The sequence below is a fragment of the Siculibacillus lacustris genome, from assembly GCF_004328075.1.
Lineage (GTDB): Bacteria > Pseudomonadota > Alphaproteobacteria > Rhizobiales > Ancalomicrobiaceae > Siculibacillus > Siculibacillus lacustris.
In genome coordinates this window covers 1-24,208 of record NZ_SJFN01000016.1, presented here as the reverse complement: position 1 = coordinate 24,208, position 24,208 = coordinate 1, and the positions used below count along the sequence as shown (strand labels likewise).

Sequence of the window (24,208 nt, the reverse complement as noted above, 5' to 3'; positions counted from 1 at the left end):
TGGGCGAACGCGACGGGCGAGGCGGCAGGCCCCCGCCCGTGCGGCGATCCGGCCTTGTCCCATGACCGCCCGCGCTCCGCAACCTTCGCGGGGGCGCCCGGCCCGGCCCGGCGGCGCCGATGGACAGGATCTTCCACATGTGCTCGATTGAGCCGCGGTCCGATGGCGCCGAGGCGCCGCGGCGGCACGATTTTCATTCGAAGGGGAGAAGGCCGCCGATCGATGCTCCAAGGCTGGTTGGTCCTGGCGATCGCCCTCGTCTACATCGGTATGTTGTTCGCGGTCGCCCATTACGGTGACCGCAACGCGGAACGCTGGTCGTCGGTCTCCGGACGACCGCTGATCTATGCGCTGACGCTCGGCGTCTATTGCACCTCCTGGACCTTCTTCGGCTCGGTCGGTCTCGCCGCCACCAAGGGCTTCGACTTCCTGACCATCTACGTCGGACCGATCGTGCTGTTCACGATCGGTTTCCCGATCTTCCGACGGGTGGTCAAGCTCGCCAAGTCCGAGCGAATCACCTCGATCGCCGACTTCATCGCGGCGCGCTACGGCAAGAGCCAGCCGCTCGCCGCGGTGGTGACGTTGATCGCCTTCGTCGGCATCGTCCCCTACATCGCCCTGCAGCTGAAGGCGGTGTCGCAATCGGTGTCGACGCTGGTCGCCCATCTCGATTTCGGCATCGGCCCGGCGCCGTTCCACCCCGACGTGCCGCTGACCGTGGCGATGTCGATGGCCGCCTTCGCCTGCCTGTTCGGCACCCGCCAGATCGACGCCACCGAGCACCAGACCGGCCTGATGCTGGCGGTGGCGACCGAGTCGGTGGTCAAGCTGGTGACCCTGTCGGCGGTCGGCCTCTATGTGCTGTTCGTGCTGTTCGACGGCCCGTCCGACCTCTACGCGGCGGTCGAGGCCAATCCGATCAGCGCGCCGATGTTCACCCGCGGCCTGTCGGGCGGCAACTGGATCGTGATGTCGCTCCTGTCGTTCTTCGCGGTGCTCTTGCTGCCGCGGATGTTCCACGTGGCGGTGGTGGAGAACCGCACGGCGACCGAGATCGGCGTCGCGCGCTGGCTGTTCCCGGCCTATCTGGTGGCGATCAACCTGTTCGTGGTGCCGCTGGCGATGGCCGGCATGGTGCGTTACGGCACGGCGATCGACGCCGACACCTATGTCCTGCGCCTACCGCTCGACGCCGGCGCCGACCTGATCACGGTGACCGCCTTCATCGGCGGGCTTTCGTCGGCGACCGCGATGGTGATCGTCGCCTCGGTGGCGCTGGCGGTGATGGTCTGCAACGAGGTGGTGGCGCCGATCCTGGTGCGGCGCGCGGGGCGCGACGGCGAGGAAGAGCCCAACATGGTGCGCCAACTGCTGATGGCGCGGCGCATCGCTATCCTGGTCATCCTGATGCTGGCCTATGCCTATCACCGGGCGGTGGCCGACGCCTCGGCGCTGGCCGACATCGGGCTCCTGGCCTTCGCGGCGATCGCCCAGTTCGCGCCGGCGTTCTTCGGCGCGCTGTTCTGGCGGCGCGGCACGGCGCGCGGGGCGATCGCCGGGATTCTCGCCGGCTTCGCGGTGTGGTGCTACACGCTGGCCCTGCCGACCTTCGTGGAAGCCGGTTACGGCTCGTCGTCGCTGCTGCTGCACGGGCCCTTCGGCCTGTGGGTGCTCAGGCCGCAGGCGCTGTTCTCGCTGGCCTTCGATCCGCTGGCGCACGGGGTGTTCTGGAGCCTGCTCGCCAACGTCGTGGTGTTCGTGTCGGTGTCGATGACCCGGGCGCCGGAACCGATCGAGCGGCTGCAGGCCAACGTCTTCGTGCCGTCGGAATTCACCCCGACGCCGGCGCTCAGGCGCTGGCGCACCGCGGTGACGGTCGACGACCTGATCTCGACGGTGGCGCGCTATCTCGGCGAGGATCGCACCAACCGCGCCTTCGCCGATTTCGGCCGCACCCACACCCTGCCGCTGGTCGGCGACCGTCAGGCCGATCTGCATCTCCTGCGTTTCGCCGAACAGTTGCTCGCCTCGGCGATCGGCGCGGCCTCGTCGAGGCTGGTCCTGTCGCTGCTGGTCAAGCGCCGCGACCCATCGACCAAGGCGGCGATCAAGCTGCTCGACGACGCCTCGGCGGCGATCCAGTACAATCGCGATCTGCTGCAGATCGCCCTCGATCAGGTCGGACAGGGCATCTCGGTGTTCGACCGCGAGCTCGGGCTGATCTGCTGGAACCGCCAGTTCCGCCAGATCCTCGATCTCGGCCCGGAGTTCGCCCAGGTCGGGGTGTCGCTGCAGGCGATCGTGCGCGACCGCGCCGAGCGCGGCGAATTCGGCTCGGGCAATCCCGAGCGGATCATCCGCGACCGCCTCGACCGGCTGGTGCGGCGGATGGAGACCTACCACGAGCGCCTCGCCTCGACCGACGCGGTGATCGAAGTCCGGACCTCGCCGATGCCCGACGGCGGCATCGTCACCACCTGGACCGACATCACCGAACGGGTCGCGAGCGCCGAAGCGCTGGCGCGCGCCAACGAGACCCTGGAGCGGCGGGTGCGCGAGCGCACCGAGGAACTGACCCGGCTGAACAGCGAATTGTCGCGGGCCAAGGCCGAGGCCGACGAGGCCAACATCGGCAAGACCAAGTTCCTCGCCGCCGCCGGCCACGACATCCTGCAGCCGCTCAACGCCGCCCGGCTCTACGCCACCTCGCTGGTCGAGAAGACCGAGGGCGGGCCGCTCGCCACTCATGCGGTCAACATCGACCAGTCGCTCGACGCGGTCGAGGAGATCCTCGGGGCGCTGCTCGACATCAGCCGCCTCGACACCGGCGCGCTCAAGCCGGAATTCGGGGTGTTCCGCATCGACGAGATCCTGAAGCAGCTGAAGCTCGAGTTCGAGCCGATCGCCCGCGACCGCGGCCTCGACTTCCGGGTGCTGCCGTCGAGCCTGTGGGTGCGTTCCGACCGCCGCCTGCTGCGCCGGCTGGTGCAGAATCTGGTGTCCAACGCCATCAAATACACCCAGCACGGCCGGGTGGTGGTGGGGTGCCGGCGCAAGCGCGGGCGGCTCACCGTCGACGTGCTCGACACCGGGCTGGGCATCCCGGAATCCAAGCAGAAGATCATCTTCCTGGAGTTCCAACGCCTCGACCAGGGCGCCAAGATCGCCCGCGGCCTCGGCCTCGGATTGTCGATCGTCGAGCGCATCGGCCGGGTGCTGTCGCATCCGATCGGCGTCAAGTCGGCGCCGCATCAGGGCTCGCACTTCTGGGTCGACGTGCCGACCGCCGCGCCGATCCCCGAGACCGCCACCGTCGAAGGCCAGCCGCGCCTGTCGGCGGCGCGCTTCGACGGGATGAGCGTGCTGTGCCTCGACAACGAGGAGAAGATCCTCGACGGCATGGAGGCGCTGCTGGTCGGCTGGGGCGCCGAAGTGGTCAAGGCGCACGACCAGAAGGAGGCCTCGGCGATCCTGTCGCAGCGGGTCAAGGAGCGCGGCCACGGCGTCGATCTGCTGTTCGTCGACTACCATCTCGACGACGGCAACGGCATCGACGCGGTGGTGCAGCTGCGCTGGCGCTTCGGCAGCGAACTGCAGGCGGCGCTGATCACCGCCGACCGATCCCCGCAGGTGCGCGAAGCGGCGGCGGAGAAGTCGATCTCGGTGCTGAACAAGCCGGTCAAGCCGGCGGCGCTGCGGGCGGTGCTGGCGCAATGCCGGGCGGCCAAGGCGGCGGCGGCGGAGTGAGGGGCGCGCCCTTCGGCGTCGACCTCCGCGGCCGGGCATGCCCCGCGCATGACGAAGCCGCCGCACCTCGCAGGCGGCGGCTCGGTTCGTAGGGATAAGGGCCGCTCAGCTGCCGATCGACTGCCAGTGGCCGGCTTCGATCTTGGAGGCGGCGATCACCGCCTGGGTGCGGCTCTCGACGCCGAGCTTCTGCAGGATCGCCGAGACGTGGGCCTTGACGGTGGCTTCCGAAACGCCGAGCTCGTAGGCGATCTGCTTGTTGAGCAGGCCTTCCGACAGCATCATCAGCACGCGGACCTGCTGTGGCGTCAGCGTCGACAGGCGCTGCACCAGCTTGCCGGTCTCGTCGACGGGCATCGAGGAGATGTCGACGTCGGCCGGGGTCCAGACGTCGCCGGCCATCACCGTCGACAAGGCCTCGCGGATCGAATCGGTGCCGAGCGACTTCGGTACGAAACCGGCGGCGCCGAATTCCATGCAGCGCCGGATGGTGCCGGGGTCTTCGTTGGCGGAGACCACGACGACCGGTACGGTCGGATACTGGGCGCGCAGATACATCAGGCCCGAATAGCCGCGGACCCCCGGCATGTTGAGATCGAGGAGCACCAAATCGACGTCCTCGGCCTCTTCGAGGATCTTCGAGACCGCCTCCAGCGACCCCGCTTCGGCGATCACCACACCGTCGAACATGCCCTCGAGAGTCTGGCGCAACGCGCCGCGAAACAGCGGATGGTCGTCCGCGATCACGAACCGATAGCCCGGATTGTTCGCCAATCCCGTTCCCCCTTGCAACCTCGGCCTGCGGTCGGCTCGGATCCGCGGCGCCCGCTCGTGCGCGACGCCACGACCTCCGAGGTGACCGTTTCCGATCGAGGCGACGAAGCGCGGCTCCGCCGTCTCGGCGACCTCCCGTCGCACACCCTGTATGAAGTATCGATCCCCGAGCAGCGCGGCGCAAGGCTCCAGAGGTGCAGTGCACCCGAATAAGCTGCTCACCTTACGTATTGTTTCGTTTTCCGTGCAATTTTCCCGCTCATTCGCAAGAAATTCGGAATTCCATCGGCGGGATTCGGATGCGCGCCGGGAGGGGTTCCGTCGCGGCGCCGCGCCTGTATCGTGGTTGCCCGCCGCCGCCGACCCGCTCGGCGGCGCCTCCCCTCCCCTCGCCGCCCGGAGATCGCCTTGTCCGACCTGCGCCACAGCCTGTTTCCCGAGATCGTCCCCCATACCGTCGGTCGTCTGAAGGTGTCCGAGCTGCACGAGCTCCATTGGGAAGAGTGCGGCAATCCGGCCGGCAAGCCGGTGGTGTGCCTGCACGGCGGTCCCGGCGGCGGCATCACCGAGACGATGCGCCGGCTGCACGACCCCGCCGCCTACCGCATCGTTCTGTTCGATCAGCGCGGCTGCGGCGCCTCGACACCGCACGCCGAACTCGCCGAGAACACCACCTGGGATCTGGTCGCCGACATCGAGCGGCTCAGGGTCCATCTCGGCATCGAGCGCTGGCAGGTCTACGGCGGGTCCTGGGGCTCGACGCTGGCGCTGGCCTATGCCGAGACCCATCCCGACAAGGTCAGCGAGCTGATCCTGCGCGGGATCTTCACGCTGCGGCGCAAGGAGCTGCTGTGGTTCTATCAGGAGGGGGCGAGCCTGATCTTCCCCGACCTGTTCGCCGCCTATCGCGATTTCATTCCGGAAGCCGAGCGCGACGACCTGATCTCGGCCTATCACCGCCGCCTGACCGGGCCCGACGAGGCGGTGCGGCTCGAAGCGGCGCGGCGCTGGGCGACCTGGGAAGGGGCGACGCTGTCGCTGCTGCCCGATCCGGCGCGGGTCGCCTCGTTCGGCGCCGACCGATTCGCCCTCGCCTTCGCGCGGATCGAATGCCACTTCTTCATGAACCGCGGCTTCTTCGACGCCGACGACCAGCTGATCCGCGACGCGACCCGCCTGAAGGACATTCCCGGAGTGATCGTCCACGGCCGCTACGACATGTGCACACCGCTGTTCATAGGCTGGGATCTGTCGCGGATGTGGCCGGAGGCGGATTTCCACATCGTCGACGACGCCGGCCACACCATCACCGAACCGGGCATCGTCCACCGCCTGGTCGAGGCGACCGAGCGGTTCAAGCATCGCCCGGCGTGATCGAGGCGGTCACGGGGCGGGCGCGTCGCCCGCCCGAGTGCCGATGAAATGCAGCGCCAGCGACCGGCGATGAGCCGAATCGCGGTGTTCGAGCAGCCACACCGCCTGCCACGTCCCGAGGTCCATGCGGCCGTCGCGGACCGGCACCGCGAGGCTCACCCCGGTCAGCGTCGATTTGACGTGGGCCGGCATGTCGTCGTCGCCCTCGAGGTCGTGACGCCACGGGGCGTCGCGGGGCGCGAGGCGATCGAGGGCATCGAGCAGGTCGGGCACCACCTCCGGCGAGGCGTTCTCCTGGACGGTCAGCGACGCCGAGGTGTGGCGGACGAACACCGTCAGCAGTCCGTCGCCGGCGCCGAGCCCGGCGAGCCACCGGTCGAGCGCGGCGGTGACGTCGACCCGCGCGCGCGGCCGCGTCGCCACGGTGAGGCGGGCGGTGGCCTGAACCGTCGGCGTGGCGAGGGTGGTCGTGGTGACGTGCGGTTCGGACAGGAGAGCCTCCCGGGAGCACAGGGTCGATCGGACGCAGTGTAGCGGCTCGCGGCTTCCGCGGCGCGGCGATTCGCCCCTGGGAGGCCGGTGCCACGCTGTCGCCGCATTGGCTGGTCACCCCTCGGTCCCGGTCGCGTGAGACCGAATCCCGACCGTTCCCCCGGCGCCGCCCATTGAACCGAACGGGCGGGGACGCTATGAGGGGGCCGGCTCTCAAGCACACTCGAGGAACGGTGAGGACGATGACCGTCACTGGCGCGAATTCCGTAGGCAGACCGACCCGGCTCCTGATCGCCGCGTCGATGGGCGCCGCGGCCACCCTCCTGGCGCTCGGCGCGGCCTCGGCTCAATCGAGCGACGCGGCCGGCACCGACGCCTGGATCAAGCTGTGCCGCACCGACGACAAGACCAAGAAGGAACTCTGCAAGACCGCCTATGACCTGCGCACCCCGAGCGGCCAGTTCCTGGCTTCGGTGGCGGTGGTCGAGGCGTCGGGCGAGGCGCGCAAGATCGTCGAGTTCATCATGCCGACCGCGCTCCTGCTGCAGCCGGGGCTGAAGGTCCAGATCGACCAGGGCAAGACCGACGAGGCGAAGTTCGGCATGTGCGCGCCGGACGGCTGCGTCGCCCAGTTGGTCGGCAACGACGCCTATGTCGCATCGCTGAAGAAGGGCACCAGCCTGACCGTGACGGCGTTCGGGCAGGCCTCCAACCCGGTGACCTTCACCTTCCCGCTCGGCAGCTACAAGAGCGCGAGCGAAGGCAAGCCGATCGACGCCGCGGCGCTCAAGAAGCGCGAAGAGGCGATCGCCGCCGAAGTCCAGCAGAAGCAGAAGAGCATCGAGGATCAGCTGCGCGACGAGCAGCGCAAGGCGCAGCAGTCCAAGCCCTGATCGCCGGCTCTCGGCATCGTTTCGAACGGGCCCCGCGGGGCCCGTTCGCATGTTCGAACGTTTCGGGCCGGTCAGGACCGGTCGAGCTGCTCCACCGCGGCGATTTCGCGATGCAACTCGGCGAGCGAGCGGTCGATCTCGGCCCGCTGCTCCTCGAGCACCGCCGCCTGACGGTCCAACGCCTCGCGGACGCGGCTCCAGCGGCCGGGACCCGGGCGCGGCCGGGTGAGCAGATCGAGCAGGTCGCGGATCTCGATCAGGCTGAGGCCGATGCGCTTGCCGCGCACGATCAGGCGCAGACGCCGCCGATCCTCGCCGTCGTAGGTCCGGGCCGAACCGTTGCGCTCCGGCGACAAGAGACCCTTGCCCTCGTAGAACCGCATCGCCCGCAGCGTCACGTCGCATTCGCGCGCCAACTCCCCGATCGACCACAGCCGGTCGTCCCGAGGCCGCGCGGCATCGAGAAGCGTGGCGATGGTGTCGGACTCGCCCGAGCCTTCACCCGAGCCGCCGTCTTCCAGGAATTCTTTTCTCATTGCTGTCGTCGATCACCTTCTGGCGGATTGAAGCGGCGCGACCATCCTACCGGGATCGCGCGCGTGGAACATGCCGAAATAGCGGACAAGAAACTTTCGTCAACTGCCTCCAGGTATGGCAGCCATTCAAAGCTGTTTTACTTTCGAGCAAGAGCCTGTTCGGTTGTAATTTTTCGCAGGCGCCGCATTACGCGGGCGGGCGGGTGCGAATACGGAGCGGTGTCTCGGCCGGAGCGTGCGGCGCTTCGTCGCGTGGCCGCGCGGTAGTGCGCTACCCCCCACTCGAGATTTCGCAACCTTCGTTACGTTCTCCCTACCGCCGGCGACGTTTCTTAACGCGTTGTTTACCCTGATCGAAAAATCTGTGGTCGCAGCCGTGCTCGGATCGCGACCGAGTCGGGTCGGTCGACCGACCGACGGCACGACCCGTCGCGAAGGACGGATCGGCGATCGACGCCGACGGAGGAACGACATGTCTTGGGGTGGCCGCAACAGCGACGACGAGATCCGCGACCGCGTCCTCGATGCGGCCCGCCGATCGGGATTGTCGGTCGGGGCCTTCGTCGACGCCCTCGGCGGATCGGCGGCTCCCGCCGCCGTGGCGCGCCGCGACGACCGCGCCGTGCCGGTCGAACTCGACCGCCAGCTGGGCGTCCTGTCCGATCGCCTGAAGCGCCTGTCGGCGGCCGACGGCGAACGGCGCCGGCCCCGCCCGCGCGGCCGCGACCGCGACCCGGAATTCGACGAGATCGCCGCGACCCTCGATCGGCTCGGCCGCAGCGGCGACCGCGAACCCCGCCGGGCGCCCCGCGCCGGCGGCGAGGGCGACCTCGGCGCCATCCTCACCGCGCTGGACGGGCTCGACCGCCGGGTGCGGGCGCTCGGCGACCCGCGTCCCGCGCCCTTCCCCGAGCCCGAGCCGCCGCGCCGGGTCGCGCGCGCCGAGCCGGCCCCGACCGCGCTGGCCGACCTCGATCGGGCGATCGCCGAGATCGCCGAACGGCAACAGGCGCTGGAGCGCGGTCAGGCGGAGCGCCAGACCCGGGCGGGCAGCGACCTCGACCGCCATTTCCAGGCGCTGTCGGAGAAGATCGACCTGCTGCGCGGTCGCGACGACCGCGAATCGACGACCGTGCTGATCGGCGAGATCCGCGCTCTGCGCGAGACCATCGAGCGGCGGGCCGGACTCGGCACCGACGTCTCGGGCGAGTTGCGGCGGCTGACCGGCAAGATCGACGATTTGGCGGCGCTGAAGCCGGCCCGCGAGACCCTCGAACCGGTGATGACCGAGATGGGGCGGCTGCGCGACGCGGTGCTGCAGGCCGATGTCGAAGGGTCGCTGCGCAGCCTGGAGGCCGGCTACGGCCGCATCGTCGGCCGCCTCGACGAGATCAAGCAGGACATCGGCGCGCCGAACGTCGGCTCCCGCATCGATTCGGAGATCTCCGAGATCCACGGCCTGTTGCGCAGCGTGCCGCAGGTCGGTCAGGTGGCGGCGATCGAACGGGCGCTGCGCGATCTCGCCGACAAGGTCGAGACGCTGGCCGCCCGCGACGACGACCCGCGCACCGCCCAGATCGAGCGGCGGATCGCCGAATTCAAGAACCAGATCGAGCAGATCGATCCGACGCCGATGATCAAGGCGCTCGACCAGCGCCTGAAGCTGCTCGGCGACAAGCTCGACGGCATCGAGCGGGCGACCCGCGGACCGGTGTCGCCCGACCGGGTCGCGGCGTTGTTCGACGAGATGCGGACGATCGCCGCCGGCGGGCGTGTCGGCGAGGAGATCCGTGCCGTCGAAAAGCGGCTCGGCGAACTCGCGGCGCGTATCGCCGAGGCCGAACGGCGGCGGCCCTCGGCCGAGGACACCGATCGGCTGCACGACCGCATCGCGGCGATCGCCGGCAAGATCGACGCGATCCAGCAACCGTCCTTCGATCCCAAGGCGATCGACGCCCTGGAAGCGACCATCGCCCGGCTCGACGAAGTGCTCGCCCGTCAGGCCGAGCCGCGGCCGGCGCCGTTCGACGCCCGCGTCGACGAGATCATCGCCCGGCTCGACCGCGATCCCCAGCCGACCGCCGACGTCGAGGCTCTGACCCGCGAAGTCGCGGCGATGCGGCGCGATCTCGCCCGGACCGGATCGAGCGACCTCGAGGCGCAGATGCGCTCGCTGGTCGATAAGCTCGAGCGGTCGTCGGCGCCGGACGCCGACGACGAGACGCTCGCCCAGATCGAAGATCACCTCGTCCGCATCTCCGAGCGGCTGGCGACCAGCGAGGAACGCTTCGCCGGCTTCGAGACCCTGCAGGACCACATCCGCCGGCTCGACCAGCGGCTGGAGACCCAGCACGTCGAGGCGATCGGCGCGGCGCGCGACGCCGCCCGCGAGATGGTGCGCGAGATCGGCCAAGTGCGCGGCGACGGCGCCGGCGAGACGGTGATGCGCGCGCTGCAGGACGACCTCCGGGCGCTGCAGTCGGCGGCCCGCGACACCGAGACGCGGACCAACGACACGCTGATCTCGCTGCACGACGCCCTGACCGGGATCGTCGGCCGGCTGTCGGCGATCGAGAAGATCGCCCAGAGCTCCGCCCGCCAGGCCGCCGCCCGCAACCCCGGCACCGCGGCGAGCGACGCCGCGCTGGCCTCGGTCGCGACCGGGCTCGAGCAGACCCTGCACGCGCCCACCGCCGCTCCGACCGGCGCCGCGACGCCGACGCCGACGCCGACGCCCGCCCCGGCGATCCGCGCCGACTCCCTGCCGATCCCGCCCCCGGTGCGGGCGACTGCGACGATCGCCGGCCGGCCGGTCGAGCCGGTGCCGGCACCGGTCGCCCAGGCGCGGCTGCGCGACCTGCTCGGCCCGCTCGGCGAAGACACCCGTCCGTTGGAGCCGGGCTCCGGCAAGCCGAGCACCCGCGGCGCCGCGGCGCGCGGTGCCGCGCCGCAGCCCGAAGCCGCCGCCGAGTCCGGTTCGGCCGCCGCGCGCAAGGCCGACTTCATCGCCGCCGCCCGCCGCGCCGCTCAGGCCGCGGCGACCGCCGCCGCCGATCCCGCCCCCGAGGTGCGTCCGGCGCCGACCGCGGACACCGCCGCGGACGCCTCCGACGACCCGAAGGCGACCGGTCCCCTGTCGCGGATCGGCCAGGCGCTGAAGAACCGCCGCCGGCCGCTGGTGCTGGCCACCGCAGCGGTGGTGCTGGCGATCCTCACCCTGCGGCTGATGCCGATGGGCGAGACGTCGGCGCCGCAGAGCGCCCGCATCGATCGTCCGGCCGCGACGCAGACGGCGACCGCGACGCCCGCCACCGCGACGACGTCGGCGAGCCCGCGCCTCGACGCCAAGCCCGCCGACCGCGTCGCCGCCGACCGCAGCGCCGAACGGGCGCCGAGCGAGCCGCGCCCGACCGAATCGCGCGCTACGGAGACCCCGCCGCACGCCGTGCCCGACGTCGCCGCCGTCACGCCCCCACCGCCGCCGGCCGCGCCTCAGCCCACCGCGAACACTTCGTCGCTGGTGTCGCCGGCCCCGACCGCCTCGGTGGCCCGCCGCTTCGGCGAGATGTCGGCGCCGCGACCCGACGGCAGCCTGCTGTCGGCACCGACCACCACCGGTTCGATCCCGCCGCAGGAGTCCCGCGCGCCGGCCACCCCGGCCGCGCCGGCGATCGCCGCCGCGACACCGGCTCCGACGACCGCGACGGCGCCGACCGCTCCGACGGCCCCGAGCGCGACCGCGGCGCCTGCCCCGGCGGTCGACCTCGCGACGCTGCCGCCGACGATCGGTTCGGAGACCCTGCGCCGCGCCGCCCTGTCGGGCGATCCCAAGGCGGCTCTGGAAGTCGGCCTGCGCTTCGCCGAAGGCCGCGGCGTGCCCGCCGACCCGACCCAGGCCGGCACCTGGTTTCGCCGCGCCGCCGAGGGCGGTTCGGTTCCGGCGCAATACCGCTGGGCGGTGTCGCTGGAGAAGGCGCTCGGCGTCCCCCGCGACACCGAGCAGGCCAAGCGCTGGTACACGGCGGCGGCGGAAGCCGGCAACGTCCGGGCGATGCACAATCTCGGCGTGCTCTACGCCAATGCCCGCGACATGACCGCGGCGATCCCGTGGTTCCAGAAGGCCGCCGACCGCGGCCTGAAGGACAGCCAGTTCAATCTCGGCATCATCCACGCGCTCGGCTCGGGCGTCCGCCAGGATCTGGCGGTGTCCTACAAGTGGTTCGCGCTGGCCGCTCGCCAGGGCGACACGGAGGCCGAGAAGAAGGTCACCGACGTCACCGCCCATCTCGACCGGGTGACGCTGGCGACCGCCCGGATGGCGGTGCAGACCTGGGTGCAGCAGAGCGTCGACGTCGCGGCCAACGACGAGGCGGCGGCGTGGAGCGAGGCCAAGCCCGCGCCGGCCACCGCCGCCAAGACCTTCGACGGAGACGCGGTCATCAAGGTGCAGAACCTGCTCAAGGCGGCCGGCGTCTACGGCGGACCGGCCGACGGCGAGATGGGTCCGCGCACCCGCACGGCGATCCGCACCTATCAGAAGAAGATCGGCCAGCCGCAGACCGGCGAGATCGACTCGCGCCTGCTGGAAGTGCTCAGCGGCGGCCGGACGATGTGACGCCGACGGGATCCGCGTCGCCGATCTCGGCGGCGCGGCGGCCCATCATCCAGGTCAGGCTGACGCCGCGGGCGCCGAGGAAGCCGAGGAAGGCCGCCCACAGGCCGTGGTTGCCGAAGGCCGGCACCAGGAGCGCCACCGCCGCGAGATAGACGGCGAGCGACAGCACCATCATCCGCGCCATGTCGCGCGACCAGGTCGCGCCGATGAACACCCCGTCCATCTGGAAGGCCAGCACCGCGGCGAGCGGCGTCGCGGCGGCCCAGGGCAGATAGCGATGCGCCGCCGCGACCACCGGCGGCGAGGTGGTCATCCAATCGATCAGCGTGCCGCCGCCGGCGATGACCACCAGCGCGGCGAAGGCGGCGAGGCCGGCGCTCCAGCCGAGGGTGAGGCGCACCGCGCGATCGAAGGCGGGGCGATCGCCGGCGCCGACGGCGCGGCCGACGAAGGTCTCCGCCGCCGCGGCGAGGCCGTCGAGGAAATAGCCGGCGAGCAGGAAGAACTTCTCCAGGATCGCATTGGCGGCGAGGATCACCTCGCCGAGGCCGGCGCTCTGGCGCGAAAACCATACGAAGGCGCCGAGCAGAGCGAAGGAGCGGATCATGATGTCACGGTTGAGCGTCGCCATGGCGAACAGCGAGGGGCCGTGCAGCACCTCGCGCCAACTCGGCCAGCGCGCTCGCCGCCCCCCGACCGCGACCACCGTCAGGCCGAGGGCGAGCGCGAGGCCCTCGGCGATCACCCCGGCGGTCGCCACCCCGGCGACGCCGAGGCCGAGGCCGGAAACCAGCAGCACGGCGCCGGCGATGTTGACGCCGTTGACCACGGTCTGCAGCACCAGACCGACCGAGGCGCGGCCGAGGCCGAGCAGCCAGCCGAACACCGCGTAGTTGCCGAGCACCAGCGGCGCCGCCCACAGGCGGATGCGGGCATAGGTGCGGGTCGCCCTCTCGACCGCCGGGCCGCCGCCGACGAAGGCGACGCCGAGATCGACGATCGGCGCGGCCAGCACGACGATCGCCAGACCGCAGAGCGTCGCGGTGACCAGGGCGCGCAGCAGCACCGCGCGGACCTCGCGTCCGTCGGCACGGCCGCTGGCCTGGGCGGTCAGCCCGGTGGTGCCGGAGCGCAGGAAATTGAAGGTGCAGAACACCAGATCGCACAGGATCGACCCGAGGGCGACGCCGCCGAGCGCCGCGGGATCGCCGAGCCGCCCGATCACCGCGGTGGCGACGAGGCCGACCAGCGGCGTGGTGACGTAGCCCAGCGTCATCGGCACGGCGATGGCGAGGACCTCGCGATGACCGATCGGCGCCGCCCGCATCACCGGGCGCGACCACCGGAGAGGCGCATCACCAGCCAGATCGGCACCACCACCACCGCACCCCAGGCGAGGTAGCGCAACAGCCCCGAGAAGGCGCCGAAGCCGAGGGCGACCACCCGCTCGACGAAGCGGTCGAAATCGAAGATCAGGCGGCGGACCAGGGTGAAGGGATCGAAGCCGAGGGTGTCGAGGACGAAGCCGACCACCAGCGACAGCACCAGAAGCCACAGCAGGGTCCGGATCGGCGATCCGCCGGTCAGGCGGACGAGGAAGTTGTTGTCCATGGGGCCGGGCTCCGTGCGAGGGCGTCGCGTCGACTTACCACGCGGGCGCCGGTCGGGTCGAGGGCCGGGGACCGGCAGGGAGACTTGCCTCGCCGGGCAATATCTGCGCTTTGGCGACGATGTCGCATCGGCCCAGGAGCTCCCCATGATCGCGGCATCGGCCGTCTCCCCACTCGCCTCCGGCGACCCGACCGCCGATCGGCGGCACGGCTGGGCGCGCGATCTCGCCGAGACCGGTCGTCCGGGCGAGGCGGCGGAATTGATGGAACAGGCGCTGGAACTGGTGCCCGAGTGGGCGGCGGGCTGGTTCGCGCTCGCCACCTTCCGCGAGGCGGCGGGCGACGCCACGGCGGTGGCGGCCTACGTCCACGCCCTCGCGCTCGATCCCACCGACCGCTGCGGCGCGGCGCTGCGGCTCGCCCGGCTCGGGGCGGCGGGCGGTCCGGTCGACGGCTCGGCCCATGTCCGCGCCCTGTTCGACGACTATGCGCCGCGCTTCGAGGCGGCCCTGACCGGAGCGCTCGACTACCGGGGACCGCAACTCCTCGCCGCGGCGATCGAGCGGGTGGCGCCGGGCCGCCGTTTCGCCATGGGCCTCGACCTCGGCTGCGGAACCGGCCTGATGGCGCGGGCGATCCGCGACCGGGTCGATCGGCTCGCCGGCGTCGACCTGTCGCCGGAGATGGTCGCGCGGGCCCACCGCACCGGTCTCTACGACGCTCTCGCGGTCGGCGAACTGGTCACCGATCTCGCCGGCCGGGCGGCGGGCAGTTGCGACCTGATCACCGCCGCGGACGTGTTCTGCTACCTCGGCGATCTTCGGCCGGCCTTCGCGGCGGTGGCGCGGATCGCCACGCCGGGGGCGCTGTTCGCCTTCTCGGTGGAGCGGGCCGAGGCGGTCGGCGTCGATGATCGGGTGATGCTCGGCGACGGCCTGCGCTTCGCCCATCCCGAGAGCCATCTCGATGCCGCCGCGGCCGCCACCGGGTTCGGGGCGCGGACGATCGAGATCGCGCCGTTGCGCCTCGACCGCGGGGCGGCGGTGATCGGCTCGATCATCACCTTCACGAAGTCGTGATCGCGCCGCGGCCGAGATGAACCGAACCTGAACGCCGTGCTCAGGGTTGATGCAGGTGACCCGCGGCATTGTGGCTTCCGAGGACCACACCGCCGAACCGCGCGGGGTCCTGGAACCCCGAGGATCACCATGCGGACCGTCAGAGTCGCCTTCGTTCTCGTCGCAGCCCTCGGCACCATGGGACTCGCCGGTTGCGAGACCACCGAGGGCGACGCCTACTACGCGTCGCGGACGACCTACCGGTCGGTGCCCGACGAGGGCTATCGCCGGGTGATCGTCGAAGACGACGAGGTCTATGCGCCCGCCCCGGTCTACGTCGGACGGCCGCGCTGGGATGGCCCGATGTACCACCGGCCGCGGCCGGAACCGCAGGTGTGGGGGCCGCCGCGGCGCGAGCCGGGCTGGCAGCCGCGCCCCGATCGCCGGCCGCCCTTCGTCGACCGGCCGCCGCCCCCGCCGGCCGTGGCGCGACCCGCCCCGACCTTCCAGCCCGCCCGCCCGCGCGGCCCCGCCGAAGCCGCCCCGCACGGCCGTCGCGGCCCGCACGGCGAATGGCTGGCGAACTGACCATGTTGCCGGCTTCCGCTTCGCCCGCGGAAGCGTAGAATCGATGCCAAGATCTCGCGAGCGGCCGCCGGTCGTCTCGCTCTCGACAGGAGTACCGAGATGAACAAGATCCTCACCTGCCTGATCGCCGCGGCAACGCTGGCGACCACCCTGGCCCCGGCCCAGGCCTATGACCCGTGGCGCCATCGCGGCTATCACGGCGGCTATCATCGCGGCGGCGGCGGCAACGTCGGTGGCGCCGTGGCGGCCGGTCTGGTCGGCGGCCTGATCCTCGGCGGTCTCGCCGCCCAGGCGTCGCAGCCGTCCTACGTCTACGACGACGAAGAGCGGGTGGTGGTGCGCCGCCGTCCGGTCCGCGTCTACGACGACGAGGACGTGGTGGTGGTCCGGCGGCGCGCCCATGCGCCCTATTGCCAGACCTTCATCAAGTACGACATGTACGGCAAGCCCTACGAGTACAAGGACTGCAACTGATCGGCGCGGCGCGTCGACGGCGGCCCGCGCCACCGTCGACGCGACCACCTGACGATCTCCGCATCCTCGCCCGCCCGGGTGACGCTCCGCGTCGCCCGGGCGTTCGTCGTCGCCCCTCGACGGCGACGGCGGCGACGGGTACCTCAGGGGCGTGACCGATCTCGATGCGCCCTCGCCGCTGCCCGCGCCCTTCGCCGCCTGGTTCGCGGCGAACGGCTGGAGCCTGCGCGCCCATCAGGCGCGGCTGCTGGCCGAGGCCGAAGCCGGGCGCTCGGTGCTCCTGGTGGCGCCGACCGGGGCCGGCAAGACGCTGGCCGGCTTCCTGCCCAGCCTGATCGCGCTGGCCGGACGGCCACCGGCGCGACCGAAGGAGCGGCGCGGCATCCACACGCTCTACGTCTCGCCGCTCAAGGCGCTGGCCGTCGACGTCGCCCGCAACGTCGAGCGGCCGATCGCCGCGATGGGCCTGCCGATCCGCCTCGAGACGCGCACCGGCGACACCCCCGCCCACAAGCGCCAGCGCCAGAAATACGATCCCCCCGACATCCTGATGACCACGCCGGAGCAGGTGGCGCTGCTCTTGGCGAGCCGCGAGGCGCCGGCCCTGTTCGGCGGCCTGACCACGGTGATCTTCGACGAGCTCCATGCTCTGGTTACCTCCAAGCGCGGCGATCTGCTGGCCCTCGATCTGGCGGGTCTGCGGCGACTGGCGCCGGGCTTGCGCGCCGTCGGCCTGTCGGCGACGGTCGCCGATCCCGCCGAGCTCGCCGCCTGGCTGATGCCGCAGCGCCCCGACGGGCCGCGCGTCGAGGCCGAGCTGGTGATCGCCGCGGCCGGCGCGCCGCCGGAGATCTCGATCCTCGCTTCGGCCGAGCGGATCCCGTGGGCCGGCCATCTCGCCGTCCATGCCCTGCCGGAGGTGCTGGCGGCGGTGGCCGAGGCCAAGACGGCGATCGTCTTCGTCAACACCCGCGCGCAAGCCGAATTGGTGTTCCAGGAACTGTGGGCGGCCAACGACGCCGGCCTCCGCATCGCGCTGCATCACGGGTCGCTCGACGTCGCCCAGCGCCGGCGGGTCGAGGCGGCGATGGCGGCGGGCGGCGGCCCGGGCGGGCTCGACGCGGTGGTCGCCACCTCGACGCTGGACCTCGGCATCGACTGGGGCGACGTCGATCTGGTGATCCACGTCGGTGCGCCGAAGGGCGCGAGCCGGCTCGCCCAGCGCATCGGCCGCGCCAACCACCGCCTCGACGAGCCGAGCCGGGCGCTCCTGGTGCCGGCCAATCGTTTCGAGGTGCTCGAATGCCGCGCGGCGATCGAGGCCAATGCCGAAGGCGCCCAGGACACGCCGCCCCTGCGCTCCGGGGCGCTCGACGTGCTCGCCCAGCACGTGCTCGGCACGGCGGTGGCGGCGCCCTTCGATGCCGATGCGCTCTATACGGAAGTGACCTCGGCGCTGCCCTACCGCGATCTGAAGCGGGCGCGGTTCGACCGGGTGGTCGACTTCGTGGCGACCGGCGGCTACGCGCTGTCGGCCTACGAGCGCTGGGCCAAGATCCGCCGCACCGCCGACGGGCTGTGGCGGGTGTCGAACCCCAAGATCGCGCAGGTCTGGCGGCTCAACGTCGGCACCATCGTCGAGATGCCGATGCTCAAGGTGCGGCTGGTCAAGAACCCCGGCGCCCGGATCCCGGCCTGGGGCGGGCGCGTGCTCGGCGAGATGGAGGAGTATTTCTTCGAGACCCTGACCGCCGGCGACACCTTCCTGTTCGGCGGCGAAGTGCTGCGCTTCCTGGCGATCCGCGAGCAGGAGGCGATCGTCACCCCGGCCAAGGGCAAGGATCCGCGCATCCCGTCCTACATGGGCGGCAAGTTCCCGCTGTCGACCCATCTGGCGGCGCGGGTCCGGGCGATGATCGCCGATCCGGGGCGGTGGGCGAGCCTGCCCGGACAGGTCCGCGAATGGCTGGAGCTGCAGCGGCTGCATTCGCGGCTGCCGCGTCCCGACGAGTTGATGATCGAGACCTTCCCGCGCGGCGAGCGGTTCCACATGATCGTCTATGCCTTCGAGGGCCGGCTCGCCCATCAGACGCTCGGCATGTTGCTGACCCGGCGGATGGAACGGGCGGGGCTCAGGCCGCTCGGCTTCGTGTGCAACGACTATTGCCTCGGGATCTTCGCGGCGAGCGATCTCGGCGCGGCCTTCGCAGCGCGGCGACCGGCGCTCGACGATCTGTTCGACGAGGACATGCTCGGCGACGACCTCGAGGCGTGGCTGGCCGAGAGCGCGCTGTTGAAGCGCACCTTCCGCAACTGCGCGATCATCGCCGGCCTGGTCGAGCGCCGCCATCCGGGCCAGGAGAAGAACGGCCGGCAGATGACCGTGGCGACCGATCTGGTCTACGACGTGTTGCGTTCGCACCAGCCCGACCACATCCTGCTCGAAGCGACTCGCTCCGACGCCGCGACCGGCCTGCTCGACATCCGGCGGCTGGCCGAGATGCTGGCGCGGGTGCGCCGTCACATCGTGCACGCGCGGCTCGACCGGATCTCGCCGCTGGCGGTGCCGGTGATGCTGGAGATCGGCCGCGAATCGGTGGCCGGGGGAACCGAGGAGATTCTGTTGCGCGAAGCCGCCGAAACCCTGATCGCCGAGGCGACGCGGCGATGACCGGCCTCGCACCCTCGGGTCTCGCCACGATCGACGACCGCGCGGCCTCCGACACGTTCGAGGTCTGCGGGGCGCAACTGACGGCGCTGCCTTCGGGTGCTGCGTGGTGGGCGCGCGAAGCGACGTTGATCGTCGCCGATCTGCATTTCGAAAAGGGCTCGGCCTTCGCCCGGCGCGGCGCGCTGTTGCCGCCGCATGACACCCTCGCCACCCTCGCCCGCCTCGCCGCCGACGTCGCGCGCACTACCCCGGCCCGGGTGATTTCGCTCGGCGACGCCTTCCACGACGGTTTCGGCCCGGAGCGCATGGGCGACGAGGCGCGCGCGCAACTCGCCGCGCTCCAGGCCGGGCGCGACTGGGTGTGGGTCGCCGGCAACCACGACGCGGAGCTGATCGGCGAGGTCGGCGGTCGTTGGGTCGACACACTGACGCTCGGGCCGCTGACCTTCCGCCACGAACCGGCGCGGGGTCGCGCCGGCGAAGGCGAGATCGCCGGCCACCTCCATCCGGCGGCACGGGTGCGGGTGGCGGCGGGGACGGTGCGGCGGCATTGTTTCGTCGGCGACGGGCGCCGGGCGATCCTGCCGGCCTATGGCGCCTATGCCGGCGGGCTCGACATCGCCTCGCGGGCCTTCGCCGGCCTGTTCGCGCTCGACGCCGTGGTGGTGCATCTCCTCGGCGAGGGCTGCGTCCACCGCTTCCCCTCCGGCGAAGTGGCCGGGCTCGGGGTCAATCGCGACGAAACAGCACGCCGCCGAGCCAGCCGGTGACCAGCGCCATCGCCACGGCGAGCAGCCCGTAGAGGATCGGCCGATGGGTCGCGAGGTCGGCGACCCCCTGTTCGAAGCCCGACTTGGCGACGATCAGATCGAGGGTCTGGTCGGCGAGCGGCCGGCCGTCGGCGAAGAGGGTGACGCGCGCCCGATAGGGGCCGATCGGCACGTCGGCGGGAATCGGCAGGGTCGCGCTGAACAGCCGGCGGCCGAGAAAGGTGACGCCGGTCGGCTGCTCGGCCCAGCGGCCGTTGCTCGACTGCAGCCGGTGCAGGGCGAGGCGGAAGGCGGCGGTGCGGGCGTCGGCGGCTTCGGTGACGGTGCCGGCGAAGCCGGCCCGGCCGAGCCCGAGCCGGGCGGCGGTGGCGGCATCGGTGACCCGGTCGAGCGGCAGGGTCGAGGCGACCGCCGCGAACAGCGGCACGTCGGCGATCACCAGGGACTCGCGGTTGATCCACAGGCCGGCGACCGGCTCCTTGCGGCGCACCACCACGGCGCGGCGCGGCCCGGTGAGGCTGACCACCACATCCCAGCCGCGCGGGCGCGGAGGGTCGTTCGGATCGGCCTCGATGGTGCCGAACACCGTGACCTCGGTGCCGGTGAAGTTCGATTCGATCGACACCCGGTCGCGCGACAGCGCCGCCACCAGGGTCTCGGCGGCGACCGGCACCGGCGCAGCAGTGGCGAGGGCGAAGGCCAGGGCGCGGGCAGCGCGGGTGCGGCTCACGGGGCACCCCCGACGACGCGGGAGATGGTGTAGACCTCGGCCGGCGGCACCACCAGCTCGACCGCGAAGCGGGCGCCGACCGCCAGGATCAACAGGCCGAGCAGCGCCCGGAGATGTTCGCCGCGCAGGCGCCGGCCGACCTCGGCGCCGAATTGGGCGCCGATCACCCCGCCGACCATCAGCAACAGCCCGAGCACCAGATCGACGGTCTGGTTGGCGGCGGCCTGGAGAAAGGTGGCGAAGGCCATGGTCGCGACCATCTGCACCAGCGAGGTGCCGACCACCAGATTGGACGGCACGCGCAGCAGGTAGATCAGCGCCGGGACGATCAGGAAGCCGCCGCCGATGCCGAGCAACGTGCCGAGAAAGCCGATCCCCAGGCCCAGCGCGATCACCGGCACGGCCGAGATCTCCAGCCGCGAGCGCGGGAAGGCGACCTGCAGGGGGAGCGTGCGCAGCCAACCGGTCGGGCTCGGCCGACGGGGCGGCACGACCTCGCCGCGATGGGCCGACCACAGGGCGCGCAGCGATTCCCCGACCATGAAGGCGCCGACCGAGCCGAGGAACACGACGTAGCAGAGGGCGATCACCAGATCGAGCTGGCCGAACCGGCGCAGCGCCGCGAAGACCCAGACGCCGACGCCCGACCCGGCCATGCCGGCGGTGAGCAGGTAGGTCGCGAGTTTCCAGTCGATGGCGCCGCGCCGCCAATAGGCCAGCGCCCCGGAGGTCGAGGAGGCGACCACCTGGGCCGAGACGGTGGCGACCGCAACCGCCGGCGAGATCCCGGCGAAGACCAGCAGCGGGGTCAGCAGGAAGCCGCCGCCGACCCCGAACATCCCCGAGACGAAGCCGACCGCCGCGCCGAGGCCGAAGATCGCGAACATCTCGACCGGCCATTCGGCGATCGGCAGATAGAGCAGCATGATCTCCGGCCCCCTCGCCTCCCGCCCGCCGCTCAGCCGCGCGGGTCGCGCTCCGCCCAGACGTCGGTGCGGGTGCCGACCAGCTCGCCGATCGAGCCGAGACCCTCGCGGGTCAGCCGGGCGGCGAGACCCTTGCGGATCCGCGCCGGCAGGAACGGTCCGGCGTAGACCAGCCCCGAATAGACCTGGATCAGGTTGGCGCCGGCGGCGATCTTCTCCCAGGCGGTATCGACCGAATCGATGCCGCCGACCCCGACGATCGGCAGGGTCGGGCCGACCAGCCGGCGCAGGCGGGCGAGCATCACGGTCGCGCGATGGAACAGCGGCCGTCCGGACAAGCCACCCGATTCGCGCGCGCCGACCGGATCGGTCAGGCCGCCGCGGTCGAGGGTGGTGTTGGAGACCACCAGACCGTCGACGCCGGCGGCGAGGACTTCGGCCGCGACATCGGCGAGGCCGGCGTCGTCGAGATCCGGGGCGATCTTGAGCAGCACCGGCACGCGGCGCCCGACGCGCGTCGCCACCGCATCGCGGGCGGCGAGCGTCCGGCCGAGCAGTTCGGCGAGCGCCGCGCGGCCCTGGAGATCGCGCAGGCCCGGCGTGTTGGGCGAGGAGACGTTGACGGTGAAGAAGGCGGCGAGATCGGCGAAGGCCTCGATGCCGGCGACGTAGTCGGCGACGCGGTCGACCGAGTCCTTGTTGGCGCCGATGTTGACGCCGATCAGGCCGGGACGGCCGCGCCGCTTCGCCAGGCGGGCGGCGACCGCGGCATGGCCCTGGTTGTTGAAGCCGAAGCGATTGACCACCGCCTCGTCGGCGGGCAGGCGAAACAGGCGGGGCCTGGGGTTGCCCGGCTGGGGGCGCGGCGTCACGGTGCCGATCTCGACATGGCCGCAGCCCAGACGCAGCAGGGCGTCCGGCGCCTCGGCATTCTTGTCGAAGCCGGCGGCGATGCCGACCGGATCGGGGAAATGCAGGCCGAAGGCCTCGACCGCCAGCCGCGGATCGGCGGGACCCCCGAAGCGCGGGAAGGGCACCGTCGCCAGGGCGCGAATGGTCAGGCCGTGGGCGACTTCGGGATCGAGACGGAACACCAGGGGCCGCAGCAGGCGGTAGAGATCGATCACGCGGCGAGCTCCGGAAAGCGATGGCGGCCGTCGGGGCCGAGCGGCAGGTCGTCGACCCGGATCACCGCATCGAGCGCCAGGGCCGCATAGAGATGGGGAAACAGCGCGCCGCCGCGCGACGGTTCGAAGCGCAGCGCCGGGCCCAACGCCGCGGCGTCGACGGCGACGAGCAGCAGATCGTCGCGCCCGGCGAAGTGGCGCGCCGCGGTCTCGGCGACCTGTTCGGCGGTGGAGAAATGGACGAAACCGTCGGCGAGATCGACCGGCGCACCGTCGAAGCGGCCGGCCGCGACCGCCGCCGCCCAGGCCGGGCGATCGACGATCTTGTAGATGATGGGGGGCACGGGCGCTCTCCTCGGCTGGTCACGACGGGTCCGGGCGGGCGGACGGTAGTCGCCGCGGGACGTCGCCGCAAGCCTCGGCCGAAGGGATGCGGCGACGTTGCAACTTGAGATTGATCCATCTCGTTTCCGCTCATCCCCGAATCGGAGCACCATGGTGCACCTTTCGTCGATCCCGCGGCCGCACCGGTCGGATTTTTGCCGGTGTTCGATGCGACGGCTCGGAACGGCGGGTCGAAAGAACCGCCGCCGGAGCGAGTCTGCGAGATCGAGCGAAGGCAGGCGAAGCGACGAGAGATGCGAGGGGACGATGACGAGGGGACGGCCGAGCCTGGATCATACGAAACTCTGGGCCGCCATCGATGCGATCGCCACCCGTCACGGGTTGAGCGCATCGGGGCTCGCCCGCCGCGCCGGGCTCGACGCCACCGCCTTCAACAAGTCCAAGCGCCATACCGGCGACGGCCGGCCGCGCTGGCCCTCGACCGAATCGATCGCCAAGATCCTCGACGCCACCGGCACCGAGCTTGTCGACCTCGTCCATCTGATCGCCGAGCCCGCCGCACGTCCCTGCGCGGTCGGCGCGGTCCCCTCGCCGGTCGCCTTCGCCCCGATCACCCGGGCGGGCGCGGTCGGTTTCGCCGACGACGGTGGACAACCGGCCGCGGTGAACGGTGCGGAGCGGACGGCGTTCGCCGAAAGCGGGGAATCGCTCTATGCACTGGAGGTGACGATCGACACGCTGCGACCGTTCTATCGGCCGGGCGACGTGTTGATCGTCTCGCCGACGGTGCAGATCCGACCGGGCGACCGGGTGGTGGTGCGGACCGCCGACGGCGGGATCGCCGCCCAGGTCTATCGCGGACACCACGGCGGCGAGATCGAACTGACGGCCCTGGCGGAGACCGGAGCGACGACCCGGATCGCCACACAGGCCGTCACCTGGTTGGCGCGAATCCTGTGGGCGAGCCAATGACCGGCGCACGCACCTTGCGAATCTGGGCGGGAGTCGCGGCGGTGGGGCTGGTCGGCGGACTGGCGCTGGGGCTGGTCGCGCCCGGCGAGGCGCCGGAACTGGCGACCGCGGTGGCGCCGCTGCCGCCGCGCGCCGACAATCCGGTGGCCGTCGCGACCGCCGAGCTCGGCCCGCGCGATACCGCTGCCCTCGCAGAGACCGCCCCGCCGGCGCCGCCGGTCGAGACCACCGCGTCGATCCCCGCGCCGCAACCGGCCGGCGTGCCGCCGCCGGCCGATCCGCCGATCGCGGCGCCACCGGTCGCCGCCGATGCTCCCGTGCCGGTTTCGGCGCCCGTCGCGCCGCCCGTCGCCGTCACCCTGCCCCCTTCCCCCTCGGCCGAACCGGTCGCGGTCGCGGTGCAGACCACCGCGAAGATCGCCGTCGCCGCCGCGCCGACCGTGGCGCCCGCCGGCCCGCCGGCCCCGGAGGTGCGCCCCGCCGCCCCCGCGGTGCGGGTGATC

At 71.9% G+C, this 24,208-nt stretch carries 19 protein-coding genes and 1 pseudogene; 11 read left to right on the top strand and 9 right to left on the bottom strand.

Features of this window, described 5'->3' with window-relative positions; genetic code table 11:
• Nucleotides 1–222 precede the first annotated feature (222 nt).
• Nucleotides 223–3,750 (top strand): hybrid sensor histidine kinase/response regulator, encoded by a 3,528-nt coding sequence (locus tag EYW49_RS11890; RefSeq protein WP_131309800.1) that lies wholly within the window; start codon nucleotides 223–225, stop codon nucleotides 3,748–3,750.
• Between the two features lie 105 nt (nucleotides 3,751–3,855).
• On the opposite strand, the gene EYW49_RS23445 is transcribed toward EYW49_RS11890, so the two are convergent.
• Nucleotides 3,856–4,524: a response regulator transcription factor gene (locus EYW49_RS23445; RefSeq protein ID WP_228259588.1), complete on the bottom strand. Its 669-nt coding sequence runs from the start codon at nucleotides 4,522–4,524 to the stop codon at nucleotides 3,856–3,858.
• 417 nt (nucleotides 4,525–4,941) lie between these two features.
• Here EYW49_RS23445 and pip point away from each other — a divergent pair, with 417 nt between their 5' ends.
• The gene (gene pip, locus EYW49_RS11880; protein WP_206365456.1) at nucleotides 4,942–5,898 is read left to right on the top strand and encodes a prolyl aminopeptidase; all 957 of its coding nucleotides are present in this window, start codon (nucleotides 4,942–4,944) and stop codon (nucleotides 5,896–5,898) included.
• A 9-nt stretch (nucleotides 5,899–5,907) separates the two neighbouring features.
• On the opposite strand, the gene EYW49_RS11875 is transcribed toward pip, so the two are convergent.
• Nucleotides 5,908–6,321, bottom strand: coding sequence for a secondary thiamine-phosphate synthase enzyme YjbQ (locus tag EYW49_RS11875; RefSeq protein ID WP_228259587.1), 414 nt, complete (start codon nucleotides 6,319–6,321; stop codon nucleotides 5,908–5,910).
• A gap of 311 nt (nucleotides 6,322–6,632) precedes the next feature.
• On the opposite strand from EYW49_RS11875, the gene EYW49_RS11870 reads away from it, so the two are divergent.
• The gene (locus EYW49_RS11870; protein ID WP_165498221.1) at nucleotides 6,633–7,283 is read left to right on the top strand and encodes an invasion associated locus B family protein; all 651 of its coding nucleotides are present in this window, start codon (nucleotides 6,633–6,635) and stop codon (nucleotides 7,281–7,283) included.
• 71 nt (nucleotides 7,284–7,354) lie between these two features.
• Here EYW49_RS11870 and EYW49_RS11865 read toward each other — a convergent pair whose 3' ends face one another.
• Entirely contained in the window at nucleotides 7,355–7,819 is a 465-nt protein-coding gene (locus EYW49_RS11865; RefSeq protein WP_131309795.1) for a MerR family transcriptional regulator, read from the bottom strand.
• A 472-nt stretch (nucleotides 7,820–8,291) separates the two neighbouring features.
• Here EYW49_RS11865 and EYW49_RS11860 point away from each other — a divergent pair, with 472 nt between their 5' ends.
• Nucleotides 8,292–12,434 carry a peptidoglycan-binding protein gene (locus tag EYW49_RS11860; protein WP_131309794.1) on the top strand — a complete coding sequence of 1,381 codons (4,143 nt, stop codon included), beginning with the start codon at nucleotides 8,292–8,294 and terminating at the stop codon, nucleotides 12,432–12,434.
• On the opposite strand, the gene EYW49_RS11855 is transcribed toward EYW49_RS11860, so the two are convergent.
• Both EYW49_RS11855 and EYW49_RS11850 read right to left on the bottom strand, forming a co-directional pair.
• Nucleotides 12,412–13,761 carry an MATE family efflux transporter gene (locus EYW49_RS11855; RefSeq protein WP_131309793.1) on the bottom strand — a complete coding sequence of 450 codons (1,350 nt, stop codon included), beginning with the start codon at nucleotides 13,759–13,761 and terminating at the stop codon, nucleotides 12,412–12,414. The genes EYW49_RS11860 and EYW49_RS11855 overlap by 23 nt on opposite strands.
• The gene (locus tag EYW49_RS11850) at nucleotides 13,761–14,045 is read right to left on the bottom strand and encodes a DUF6460 domain-containing protein (protein WP_131309792.1); all 285 of its coding nucleotides are present in this window, start codon (nucleotides 14,043–14,045) and stop codon (nucleotides 13,761–13,763) included. Before EYW49_RS11850 ends, EYW49_RS11855 begins: the two co-directional genes overlap by 1 nt.
• A gap of 145 nt (nucleotides 14,046–14,190) precedes the next feature.
• Here EYW49_RS11850 and EYW49_RS11845 point away from each other — a divergent pair, with 145 nt between their 5' ends.
• The 5 genes from EYW49_RS11845 (at nucleotide 14,191) to pdeM (ending at nucleotide 19,605) form a co-directional block, all read left to right on the top strand.
• A complete protein-coding gene (locus EYW49_RS11845) occupies nucleotides 14,191–15,123 on the top strand; it encodes a class I SAM-dependent DNA methyltransferase (RefSeq protein WP_131309791.1) in 933 nt (310 codons plus the stop codon).
• A 129-nt stretch (nucleotides 15,124–15,252) separates the two neighbouring features.
• Nucleotides 15,253–15,690 carry a hypothetical protein gene (locus EYW49_RS11840; RefSeq protein ID WP_131309790.1) on the top strand — a complete coding sequence of 146 codons (438 nt, stop codon included), beginning with the start codon at nucleotides 15,253–15,255 and terminating at the stop codon, nucleotides 15,688–15,690.
• Nucleotides 15,691–15,789: 99 nt separating this feature from the next.
• The gene (locus EYW49_RS11835; protein WP_131309789.1) at nucleotides 15,790–16,164 is read left to right on the top strand and encodes a hypothetical protein; all 375 of its coding nucleotides are present in this window, start codon (nucleotides 15,790–15,792) and stop codon (nucleotides 16,162–16,164) included.
• Nucleotides 16,165–16,315: 151 nt separating this feature from the next.
• Nucleotides 16,316–18,835: a ligase-associated DNA damage response DEXH box helicase gene (locus tag EYW49_RS11830; RefSeq protein WP_131309788.1), complete on the top strand. Its 2,520-nt coding sequence runs from the start codon at nucleotides 16,316–16,318 to the stop codon at nucleotides 18,833–18,835.
• The gene (pdeM, locus tag EYW49_RS11825) at nucleotides 18,832–19,605 is read left to right on the top strand and encodes a ligase-associated DNA damage response endonuclease PdeM (protein ID WP_131309787.1); all 774 of its coding nucleotides are present in this window, start codon (nucleotides 18,832–18,834) and stop codon (nucleotides 19,603–19,605) included. The genes EYW49_RS11830 and pdeM overlap by 4 nt, the downstream gene beginning before the upstream one ends.
• On the opposite strand, the gene EYW49_RS11820 is transcribed toward pdeM, so the two are convergent.
• Genes EYW49_RS11820 through EYW49_RS11805 form a run of 4 tightly spaced genes read right to left on the bottom strand, consistent with a single transcriptional unit; the run spans nucleotide 19,565 to nucleotide 22,732 of the window.
• Nucleotides 19,565–20,335, bottom strand: coding sequence for a TIGR02186 family protein (locus EYW49_RS11820; RefSeq protein WP_131309786.1), 771 nt, complete (start codon nucleotides 20,333–20,335; stop codon nucleotides 19,565–19,567). The two genes, pdeM and EYW49_RS11820, sit on opposite strands and share 41 nt — an antisense overlap.
• Nucleotides 20,332–21,261 carry a sulfite exporter TauE/SafE family protein gene (locus tag EYW49_RS11815; protein WP_131309785.1) on the bottom strand — a complete coding sequence of 310 codons (930 nt, stop codon included), beginning with the start codon at nucleotides 21,259–21,261 and terminating at the stop codon, nucleotides 20,332–20,334. The genes EYW49_RS11820 and EYW49_RS11815 overlap by 4 nt, the downstream gene beginning before the upstream one ends.
• A gap of 32 nt (nucleotides 21,262–21,293) precedes the next feature.
• Nucleotides 21,294–22,388 carry a quinone-dependent dihydroorotate dehydrogenase gene (locus tag EYW49_RS11810; protein ID WP_131309784.1) on the bottom strand — a complete coding sequence of 365 codons (1,095 nt, stop codon included), beginning with the start codon at nucleotides 22,386–22,388 and terminating at the stop codon, nucleotides 21,294–21,296.
• Nucleotides 22,385–22,732: a DUF952 domain-containing protein gene (locus EYW49_RS11805; protein WP_228259586.1), complete on the bottom strand. Its 348-nt coding sequence runs from the start codon at nucleotides 22,730–22,732 to the stop codon at nucleotides 22,385–22,387. Before EYW49_RS11805 ends, EYW49_RS11810 begins: the two co-directional genes overlap by 4 nt.
• A gap of 307 nt (nucleotides 22,733–23,039) precedes the next feature.
• Here EYW49_RS11805 and EYW49_RS11800 point away from each other — a divergent pair, with 307 nt between their 5' ends.
• Together EYW49_RS11800 and EYW49_RS23005 are read left to right on the top strand one after the other, a co-directional pair.
• Nucleotides 23,040–23,705 (top strand): LexA family transcriptional regulator, encoded by a 666-nt coding sequence (locus tag EYW49_RS11800; protein ID WP_131309782.1) that lies wholly within the window; start codon nucleotides 23,040–23,042, stop codon nucleotides 23,703–23,705.
• Nucleotides 23,702–24,208 (top strand): annotated as a pseudogene (locus EYW49_RS23005) (hypothetical protein); the annotation flags it as partial. The gene EYW49_RS11800 and the pseudogene EYW49_RS23005, both read left to right, overlap by 4 nt.

Bases quoted from the DNA above. Each gene is read 5' to 3' on its own strand.
- EYW49_RS11890 (WP_131309800.1), top strand. From the start codon at position 223: ATGCTCCAAGGCTGGTTGGTCCTGGCGATCGCCCTCGTCTACATCGGT.
- EYW49_RS11870 (WP_165498221.1), top strand. From the start codon at position 6,633: ATGACCGTCACTGGCGCGAATTCCGTAGGCAGACCGACCCGGCTCCTG.
- EYW49_RS11865 (WP_131309795.1), bottom strand. From the start codon at position 7,819: ATGAGAAAAGAATTCCTGGAAGACGGCGGCTCGGGTGAAGGCTCGGGC.
- EYW49_RS11860 (WP_131309794.1), top strand. From the start codon at position 8,292: ATGTCTTGGGGTGGCCGCAACAGCGACGACGAGATCCGCGACCGCGTC.
- EYW49_RS11855 (WP_131309793.1), bottom strand. From the start codon at position 13,761: ATGCGGGCGGCGCCGATCGGTCATCGCGAGGTCCTCGCCATCGCCGTG.
- EYW49_RS11850 (WP_131309792.1), bottom strand. From the start codon at position 14,045: ATGGACAACAACTTCCTCGTCCGCCTGACCGGCGGATCGCCGATCCGG.
- EYW49_RS11845 (WP_131309791.1), top strand. From the start codon at position 14,191: ATGATCGCGGCATCGGCCGTCTCCCCACTCGCCTCCGGCGACCCGACC.
- EYW49_RS11840 (WP_131309790.1), top strand. From the start codon at position 15,253: ATGCGGACCGTCAGAGTCGCCTTCGTTCTCGTCGCAGCCCTCGGCACC.
- EYW49_RS11835 (WP_131309789.1), top strand. From the start codon at position 15,790: ATGAACAAGATCCTCACCTGCCTGATCGCCGCGGCAACGCTGGCGACC.
- pdeM (WP_131309787.1), top strand. From the start codon at position 18,832: ATGACCGGCCTCGCACCCTCGGGTCTCGCCACGATCGACGACCGCGCG.
- EYW49_RS11815 (WP_131309785.1), bottom strand. From the start codon at position 21,261: ATGCTGCTCTATCTGCCGATCGCCGAATGGCCGGTCGAGATGTTCGCG.
- EYW49_RS11800 (WP_131309782.1), top strand. From the start codon at position 23,040: ATGACGAGGGGACGGCCGAGCCTGGATCATACGAAACTCTGGGCCGCC.